Source organism: Kitasatospora sp. NPDC058965 (genome assembly GCF_042741245.1).
Lineage (GTDB): Bacteria > Actinomycetota > Actinomycetes > Streptomycetales > Streptomycetaceae > Kitasatospora.
Genome location: NZ_JBHYKG010000312.1, coordinates 1 through 9732, shown reverse-complemented (window position 1 = coordinate 9732; position 9732 = coordinate 1). Strand labels below are relative to the sequence as shown.

Sequence of the window (9732 nt, the reverse complement as noted above, 5' to 3'; positions counted from 1 at the left end):
CTCACGACCCATCCCCACCCGCTGCGACCCCTGCCCCGTGAACAGGAACGCCGTCGCCCCAGCCAACTGCGCAGACCCGTGGACCACGCCGGACGCCCGCTCCCCCGCCGCGAAGGCGGCGAGCGAGCCGAGCAGTTCCTCGCGGGTCCGGCCGACCGCGACCGCGCGGTGCTCCAACCGCGAACGCCGGGTGGCCAGTGAGAACGCCACGTCCAGCGGCGCCTGCTCCAGGTCCGTCAGTTCGGCCACCAGCCGGGCCGCCTGGGCCCGAAGCGCCTCCGGCGTCTTGCCGGAGAGCACCCACGGCACCGTCACCGGCGCGGCCTGGACCGCCGGTGCGGCGACCTCGGCGGGCGCCTGCTCGATGATCACGTGCGCGTTGGTACCACTGATGCCGAAGGACGAGACGCCCGCGCGTCGCGGCCGCCCCAGGTCCGGCCAGGCGCGCGACTCGGTGAGCAGTTCGATGTTGCCCGCCGCCCAGTCGACGTGCGGGGTCGGCTCGTCCACGTGCAGCGTCTTCGGCAGCACCGCGTGCCGGATGGCCTCGACCACCTTGATGATCCCGGCCACGCCCGCCGCCGCCTGGGTGTGCCCCATGTTCGACTTGATCGAGCCGAGCAGCAGCGGCTGGTCCGCCGGACGGTCCTGGCCGTAGGTGGCCAGCAGGGCCTGGGCCTCGATCGGGTCACCGAGCGTGGTCCCGGTGCCGTGCGCCTCCACCAGGTCGACCTGGTCCACCGTCAGGCCCGCGTTGGCCAGCGCCTGCCGGATCACCCGCCGCTGCGACGGGCCGTTCGGCGCGGTCAGCCCGTTCGAGGCACCGTCCTGGTTGACCGCGGTGCCCTTCACGATGGCCAGCACCGGGTGACCGTTGCGCCGGGCGTCCGAGAGGCGCTCGACCAGCAGCATGCCGACGCCCTCGCCCCAGGCCGTGCCGTCGGTGGCGGCGGCGAAGGACTTGGCCCGGCCGTCGTGCGCCAGCCCCTTCTGGCGGCTGAACTCCACGAAGACCTCGGGCGTGGCCATCACGGCGACACCGCCGGCCAGCGCGAGCGAGCACTCACCGCTGCGCAGCGCCTGCACCGCCAGGTGCAGGCCGACCAGCGAGGAGGAGCAGGCGGTGTCGATGGTGACCGCCGGGCCCTCCAGGCCGAAGACGTAGGAGATCCGGCCAGAGGCGATGGCGCCGGTGCTGCTGTTGGCCGCGTAGTCGTGGTACATCATCCCGGCGAACACACCGGTGTTGGAGCCCTTCAGGGTCACCGGGTCGATGCCGGCGCGCTCGAAGGCCTCCCAGGACGCCTCCAGCAGCAGGCGCTGCTGCGGGTCCATGATCAGTGCCTCGTTCGGCGAGATCCCGAAGAAGGCCGGGTCGAACTCCGCCGCGTCGTGCAGGAATCCGCCGCTCTTGGTGTAGCTGGTGTTCGGCCGCTCGGCGGTCGGGTCGAAGAGCCGGTCCAGGTCCCAGCCGCGGTCGGTCGGGAACTCGCTGATCGCGTCCACCCCGTCGGCCACCAACTGCCACAGGCTCTCCGGCGAGGTGATCCCACCCGGGTAGCGGCAGGCCATGCCGACGATGGCGATCGGCTCGTCGCCGTTCACCGTGGTGGCCACCGTGGCGGCGGCCGCCTCGCCGGTGCCCCAGACCTCGTCGAGCAGGTAGCGGGCCAGCACGGCCGGGTTCGGGTAGTCGAAGACCAGGGTCGCGGGCAGCCGCATGCCGACCGCCTCGCCGAGGGCGTTGCGGAACTCGACGGCGCTCAGCGAGTCGAAGCCGACCTCGCTGAACGCGCGCTCCGGCTCGACCGCCCGGCCCGAGGCGAAGCCCAGCACCCGGGCCACCTCGTCCTGCACCAGTTCCAGCAGGGCAGCCGCTCGTTCGCTCTCGCCCAGGCCGGCCAGCCGGGTGCGCAGCGCGCCGGTGTCGGCCCGGTTGCCCGCGGTGCGCCGGCGCACCGCCGGGACCAGGCCGCGGAACAGGTCGGACAGGTCGTCGCCCTGGGCTCGCAGCGCGGCCAGGTCCAGGTTGACCGGGACCACGGCGGCGGGCTCGGAAGCCGCGGCCGCGTCGAAGAGCGCCAGGCCCTCCTCGGGCGCCAGCGCGATCATGCCGCCGCGGGAGAGCCGGGAGCGGTCCGAGCCGCCCAGCGAGCCCGCCATGCCGCCGTCCTGCGCCCACAGGCCCCAGGCCAGCGACTGGGCCGGCAGGCCGTTGGCCCGGCGGTGCACCGCGAGTGCGTCCAGGAAGGCGTTCGCGGCCGCGTAGTTGCCCTGGCCCGGCGCACCGAGCAGGCCGGCCGCGGAGGAGAAGAGCACGAACGCGGTGAGCTCCGCGTCCCGGGTCAGCTCGTGCAGGTTGAGCGCCGCGTCCACCTTCGGGCGGAGCACGTCGGCCAACCGCTCGGGGGTGAGCGAGCCGATCACGCCGTCGTCCAGCACGCCCGCGACGTGCACCACGGCGCTCGGCGCGGTCTCGGCCAGTAGCTCCGCGACGGCCTGACGGTCCGTCACGTCACAGGAGACCACCCGTACCGCGGCGCCCAGCTCGGTCAGCTCGTCGGCCCCGGTGGCGGCCGGGCCCCGCCGGCTGACCAGGACCAGCTCGCGCACCCCGTGCGCGGTGACCAGGTGGCGGGCCAGCAGCCTTCCCAGGGTGCCGGTGGCGCCGGTCACCAGCACCGGGCCCTCGCCGAACTCGGCGGCGGGCACCGTCTCCTCGGTGGGGACCGGCACCCGGACCAGGCGCGGCGCGTGCACCACTCCGGCCCGGACGGCCACCTGGGACTCACCGGCCGCCACGAGGGCGGCCACGTCCAGCGCGGAGACGGCGTCGAGGTCGGCCAGCACCAGTCGGCCGGGGTTCTCCGAGTTGGCCGAGCGGACCAGGCCGGCGACCGCGGCGGCGGCCAGGTCGGTGAGGTCCTCACCGGGCAGGGCGACGGCGCCGCGGGTCACCACCAGCAGGCGGGAGTCGGCCAACCGGTCCTCGGCCAGCCAGCCCTGCACCGCGGCCAGCGCCTCGGCGGTGGCCCGGTGCACCTCGGCGGCGGTGCTGCCGCCGGTCACCTGGAGCACCACCACCTCGGGGGTCGCGGTGCCCAGGTCGCGCCAGTCCGCGGAGCTCACGGCCGGGGCCTGACCGACCGTCAGCGGAGTCCAGGCGGTCTCGAACAGCGCGTCGTGGAAGCGGGCCCGGGCGGCCGCCAGCTGACCGGTGTCCACCGGACGCAGCACCAGCGAGCCGATCGTGGCCACCGGCCGACCGGCCGGGTCGCAGACCGCCAGGGTGACGGTGCCCTCGCCCTTGGGGGTGAGCCGGACCCGGACCGCCGAGGCGCCGGTGGCGTGCAGCTGCACGCCGGACCAGGCGAACGGCAGCACCGCCTGCTCGCCGATCGCGCCGGTGAAGGCGACCGCGTGCAGTGAAGCGTCCAGCAACGCCGGGTGCAGGCCCATCCGCTGGGCGTGCGGGTGCGCGGACTCCGGCAGCGCCACTTCGGCGTAGACCGCGCCGTCCAGCGTCCAGGCGGCGCGCAGGCCCTGGAAGACAGGGCCGTAGCCGAGGCCGGTGGCGGCCAGGGTCGGGTAGAAGTCGGCCAGCTCGACCGGCACGGCGCCGGCCGGCGGCCAGGCGGTCAGCTCGGTGCCGGTGGCGCCGGTGGGTGCGGCAGCCAGCAGGCCGGTGACGTGCAGGGTCCACGGCTGTTCGGCGGGCGCGTCCTGTGCGCGGGAGTAGATGGTCAGCGGACGGGCCCGGGTGGCGTCCGGGGCGCCGACCACCACCTGGAGCTGGACCGCGCCTCGCTCGGGCAGCAGCAGCGGGGCCTGCAGGGTCAACTCCTCCAGCAGGTCGCAGCCGACCTGGTCGCCGGCCCGCACGGCCAGCTCGACGAAGCCGGTGCCCGGGAAGATCACCGCGCCGCCCACCGCGTGGTCGGCCAGCCACGGGTGGGTGGCCACCGACAGGCGGCCGGTCAGCACGGCACCGTCGGAGTCGGCGAGCGCGACGGCGGCGCCGAGCAGCAGGTGGTCGGTGGCGTCCAGGCCCGCGGAGGTGACGTCGCTGCTGCCGAGTTCGGCGTCCAGCCAGTAGCGGCGGTGCTCGAAGGCGTAGGTGGGCAGCTCGACCCGCCGGGCGCCGCGCCCGGCGAAGAAGGCGCGCCAGTCCACCGGCACGCCGACGGCGTGCAGTTGGGCCAGGGCGGTGACGGCGGTGGCCGTCTCCTCGCGGTCGCGACGGGTGGTGGCGACGAAGGTCAGCGCCGGGTCGTCCAGGCGCAGCGGGGTCAGCGCGGCGTCCGGGCCGACCTCCAGGAACCTGGTCACACCGTTCGCGGCCAACTGCTCCAGCGCGTCGGCGAAGCGGACGGTGCCGCGGACGTGGTGCACCCAGTAGTCGACCGAGGCGACGTCGTTGACCAGCGCGATGGTCGGCCGGTTGATGGTCAGCCCGGCGACCACCGCGCGGAACTCGTCCAGCATCGGGTCCATCAGCGAGGAGTGGAAGGCGTGGGAGACCGTCAGGCGCTTGGTCCGACGGTCGGCGAACTGCTCCGCGACCCGGTCGATCTCCGCCTCCGGACCGGACAGCACCACCGCACGCGCACCGTTCACCGCCGCAATGTCCACCCCGAGACCGGAGACCTCCTCCTCCGTGGCCTCCACGGCGAGCATCGCGCCACCCGCCGGCAACGCCTGCATCAACCGACCGCGCTCGGTGACCAGCTTCGCCGCATCCGCCAGCGAGAAGACACCGGCCACGTGCGCCGCAGCGATCTCACCGATCGAGTGCCCGGCCAGATAGTCCGGCCTCACACCCCACGACTCCAGCAAATGGAACAGCGCCACCTCGAACGCGAAGATCGCCGGCTGAGCGAACTCCGTCCGGTTCAGCAACTCCGCATCGTCCAACGGCAGCTCCATCCCGATCGCCGCCGCCACCTCCGCCCACGCCGCCGCGAACACCGGGAACGCCGCCGCCAACTCACGACCCATCCCCACACGCTGCGACCCCTGCCCCGTGAACAGGAACGCCGTCAGCCCACCGCCGACCGTGCCGCGCACCGCGCCGGCGGCCGGGCGGCCCTCGGCGAGCGCGTCCAGGGCCTCCAGGGTGGCGGTCCGGTCGCCGCCCAGCAGCACCGCGCGGTGGTCCAGCGCGGCCCGGCCGGTGGCCAGCGAGTAGCCGAGGTCCAGCAGGTCGACCGTCTCGTCCGCGCGCAGCCGCTCGGCCAGCCGCGCCGCCTGTCCGGCCAGCGCCTCGGGAGTGCGGCCGCCCAGCGGCAGCGGCAGCGCCGCGGGGCGCACCGGCGCGGTGAGCTCGGCCGCCGCGGCGGGCTCCGCCACCGGCGCCTCTTCGATGATCACGTGCGCGTTGGTCCCGCTGACGCCGAAGGAGGAGACGCCGGCCCGACGGGCCTGCTCCCCGTTCCGCTCCCAGGCGCGGGCCTCGGTGAGCAGCTTGACCTGCCCGGCCGTCCAGTCCACCTGGGACGACGGCCGGTCCACGTGCAGGGTCTGCGGCAGCACCTCGTGTTGCAGCGCCTGGACCATCTTGATGATCCCGGCCACGCCTGCGGCGGCCTGGGCGTGCCCGATGTTCGACTTGAACGAGCCGAGCCAGAGCGGCCGTTCGGGCGAGCGGTCCTGGCCGTAGGTGGCCAGCAGGGCCTGGGCCTCGATCGGGTCGCCCAGCACCGTGCCGGTGCCGTGCCCCTCCACCACGTCGATCTGATGGGTCGTCAACTGGCTGTCCGCCAGCGCGGCCCGGATCACCCGCTGCTGGGCCGGGCCGTTCGGCGCGGTCAGCCCGTTGGAGGCGCCGTCCTGGTTGATCGCCGAACCCCGCACGACGGCGAGCACGGGGTGCCCGTTGCGCCGCGCGTCCGACAGCCGCTCGACCAGCAGCACACCCGCGCCCTCGGCCCAACTGGTGCCGTCGGCGGCCTCGGCGAAGGCCTTGATCCGGCCGTCGGCGGCCAGGCCCTTCTGCCGGCTGAACGCGATGAACGGACCGGGAGTGGACATCACCATCACACCGCCGGCCAGCGCCAGGGTGCACTCGCGGCGGCGCAGCGCCTGGGCGGCCAGGTGCAGGGCGACCAGCGAGGAGGAGCAGGCGGTGTCCACCGTGACGGCCGGGCCCTCCAGTCCCAGGGTGTAGGAGACCCGGCCGGCGATCACTGCCGACGCGGTGGCGGTGGCCCGGTAGGCCTCGGCCGCCTCGGGGGCCTCGTCCAGCACGCTGGCGTAGTCCTGGATGCCGGAGCCGGTGAAGACGCCGACCGGCGCACCGCGCAGCGAGTCCGGGTCCAGCCCGGCCCGCTCCAGGGCCTCCCAGGAGACCTCCAGCATCAGCCGCTGCTGCGGGTCCATCGCCGCGGCCTCGCGGGGCGAGATGCCGAACAGCACCGGGTCGAACTGGCCCACCTCGTGGACGAATCCGCCGTGGCTGACGTAACTGGTGCCGGTGGCGTCGGAGTCGGCGTCCAGCAGCGAGTCCAGCGGCCAGCCGCGGTCGGTGGGGAAGGGCGAGACGGCGTCCACGCCGTCCGCGACCACCCGCCACAGGTCCTCCGGCGACTGGATGCCGCCCGGGTAACGGCAGGCCATCGCCACGATCGCGATCGGCTCCTGGTCCCCGGCCTCGACCTCCTGCAGCCGCCGCCGGGTCTGGGCCAGGTCGGCGGTGACCCGCTTGAGGTAGTCGAGGAGCTTGCCGTCGTCGTTCGCCATCTCACAGCATCCTTTTAGTTCCGTTGGCCGAACAGAGTGCGGGACCAGTCACGTGCCGGGTCAGGCGAGTCCGAGCTCTTTGTCGATGAAGTCGAAGAGGTCGTCGGCGCTGGCGGCTTCGAGTTGCTCGCCGACGTCGCTGCCGTTGGCGGCGCCGATCGCCTCGTTCAGGCGGCCGAGCAGCGCCTGCAGCCGGGACGGGATCCGGTGCCGGTCCAGCTCGGCCGGGTCCAGCGCGGTCACCGCCTCCTCCAGCCGGTCGAGTTCGGCCAGCAGGGCGAGGGGCGAGGAGCCGGCGCCGCCCGGGCAGAGCTCGGCGCGCAGGTACTCGGCCAGGGCCTGCGGGGTGGCGTAGTCGAAGACCAGGGTGGCCGGCTGCTTGCGGCCCACGGCCGCGCTCAGCCGCTTGCCGAAGTCCGCGGCCGCGACCGAGTCGAAGCCGAGGTCCTCGAAGGCGCGGGTCGGGTCCACGGCGCCGCCGTTCTCGTAGCCGAGCACTCCGGCCACCTCGGCCCGCACGATGTCCAGCACCGCGCGGGACTGCTCGGCCTCGGGCAGGCCGGCCAGGCGGTCGGCCAGCGAGGTGGACGAGGGGGCGGACTCGTCCGCCGCGAGCGCGGCCCGGACCTCGGGCAGTGCGTCCAGCAGCGGGCGCGGGCGGGCCATGGTGTAGGTCGGGGCGAACCGGGGCCAGTCGAAGTCGGCCACCACCAGGTGGCTCTCGTCCCGCACCAGCGCCTGGCGCAGCGCGTCCAGCGCCAGGTCGGGGGCCATCGCGGGGGCGCCGATCCGCTCCAGCATCGCGCGCAGCTCCGGACCGACCATGCCGCCGTCCCAGGAGCTCCAGGCGATGGCGGTGGCGGTCAGGCCGCGCGCCCGGCGCTGGTGGGCCAGCGCGTCCAGGTGGGCGTTGGCGCTGGCGTAGCCGCCCTGACCGGCGCTGCCCCAGACGGCCGCGCCGGAGGAGAAGAGCACGAAGGCGGCCAACTCGGTGTCGCCGAGCAGCTCGTCCAGGTGGCGGGCGCCCAGGATCTTGGCGTGGCCCACCTCGGCGAACTCGGACAGCGTCAACTCCTCGATCGGGGCGAGCCGCTGGGCCAGACCGGCGGCGTGCACCACCGCCGTCAGCGGCCGGTCGGCGGGGACCGCGGCGAGCAGCTCGGCGACCGCCGCGCGGTCCGCGACGTCGCACGCCGCCAGCGTCACCTCGGTGCCCGACTCCCGCAGTTCGGCGGCCAGCTCGGCGGCGCCCTCGGCGGCCGGGCCGCGCCGACTGGTCAGCACCAGGTGCTCGGCCCCCTGCTCGGCCAGCATCCGGGCCACGTGCGCGCCCAGGCCGCCGGTGCCGCCGGTGATCAGCGTGGTGCCGGTGGGGTGCCAGTCGGCCGGCTCGGTGCGCGGGTCGGCCGCAACCGGGTTCCGGACCAGTCGGCGGCCGAACACGCCCTGGGCGCGGACGGCCAGCTGGTCCTCGTCGTCAGTGGCCGCCAGCACGCCGGCCAGTCGGCGCAGCGCCGTTCCGTCCGGCTCGGCGGGGAGGTCGAGCAGGCCGCCCCAGTGCGCCGGCCGGTCCAGCGCCAGGCCGATGCCCAGGCCCCAGACCGCCGCCTGGTACGGGTGCACCAGCTCGGCGGAGCCGGCCACCGCGACGGCGCCGGTGGTCACCACCCAGAAGCGGGCGCCGACTTCGGCGTCCAGCACGGCCTGGGCCAGGGTCACCGTGGCGGCGCAGCCGAGCGAGAGGGCGGGGTGCTCGGGGTGCGGGCGGTCGTCCAGGGCGAGCAGCGAGAGCAGGCCGGCCGGCTGCTCTGCCGCCGCGGCCGCACGCAGTTGGTCGGCGACGGCGGCGCGGCCGGCAGTGGCCTCGACCGGCAACGACCGGACCGGGACACCCTGCTCGGCCAGGCCGGTCAGCACGGCCGCGACCAGCGGGTGCTCGGCCTGCTCGGCGGGGACCACGACCAACCAGCTGCTGGCCGGCGAGGCCGACTGACGGTCGGTCACCGGGTGCCACTCGATCCGGTACCGCCAGGAGTCCAGCTTGGCCTGGCGCTGACCGCGCCGGCGCCAGGCGGCGATCGCCGGGAGAACGGTGCCGGCCGCATCGGCGGTGACGCCGAGGCGCTCGGCCAGGGCGGCCGGGTCCTCCTGCTCCAGCGCCTGCCAGAGCGCGGTGTCCACCGGGTCGGCGTCGCCGGGCAGGACCGTGGGGGCAGCGGCCGGGGTGTGCTCCAGCCAGTAGTGGCGGCGCTGGAAGGCGTAGGTCGGCAGGTCGACCCGCCGGGCGCCGCGGCCGGCGAAGAAGGCGGCCCAGTCGACGTCGGCACCGTGCGCGTGCAGGGCGCCCACGCCGGCGAGCAGTTCGCGCACCTCGTCGCGGTCGCGGCGGGTGGTCGGGACGAAGAGCAGGGCGGGGTCGTCCAGGCCCATCGGGGTCAGTGCGGCGTCGGGGCCGACCTCCAGGAAACGGGTCACACCGTTGCCGGCCAGTGTGGTCAACGCGTCAGCGAACCGGACCGTGCCGCGTACATGGTTGACCCAGTAGTCCACCGACGCCACATCATTGACCAGAGGGATCAAGGGTTGATTAATCGTCAACCCATTGACCACCGCACGGAAGTCCTCAAGCATCGGATCCATCAATGACGAGTGGAACGCGTGCGACACCGTCAGGCGCTTCGTCCGACGGTCGGCGAACTGCTCCGCGACCCGGTCGATCTCCGCCTCCGGGCCGGACAGCACCACCGCACGCGGGCCGTTCACCGCTGCAATGTCGACACCGAGCCCGGTGACCTCCTCCTCCGTGGCCTCCACGGCGAGCATCGCGCCACCCGCCGGCAGTGCCTGCATCAACCGACCACGCTCGACCACCAGCTTCGCCGCATCCGCCAGCGAGAAGACCCCCGCCACGTGCGCCGCAGCGATCTCACCGATCGAGTGCCCGGCCAGATAGTCCGGCCTCACACCCCACGACTCCAGCAACCGGAACAGCGC

2 protein-coding genes are annotated in these 9732 nt (G+C 74.7%); both read right to left on the bottom strand.

Going from position 1 to position 9732, the window contains the following annotated elements; translation table 11 throughout:
* On the bottom strand, positions 1 to 6738 hold a 6738-nt coding region (locus ACFW1A_RS33665), incomplete at its 3' end, for an SDR family NAD(P)-dependent oxidoreductase (protein ID WP_380415813.1).
* A gap of 60 nt (positions 6739 to 6798) precedes the next feature.
* Positions 6799 to 9732 (bottom strand): SDR family NAD(P)-dependent oxidoreductase (locus ACFW1A_RS33660; RefSeq protein WP_380415811.1); only part of this gene is annotated, 2934 nt, incomplete at its 5' end.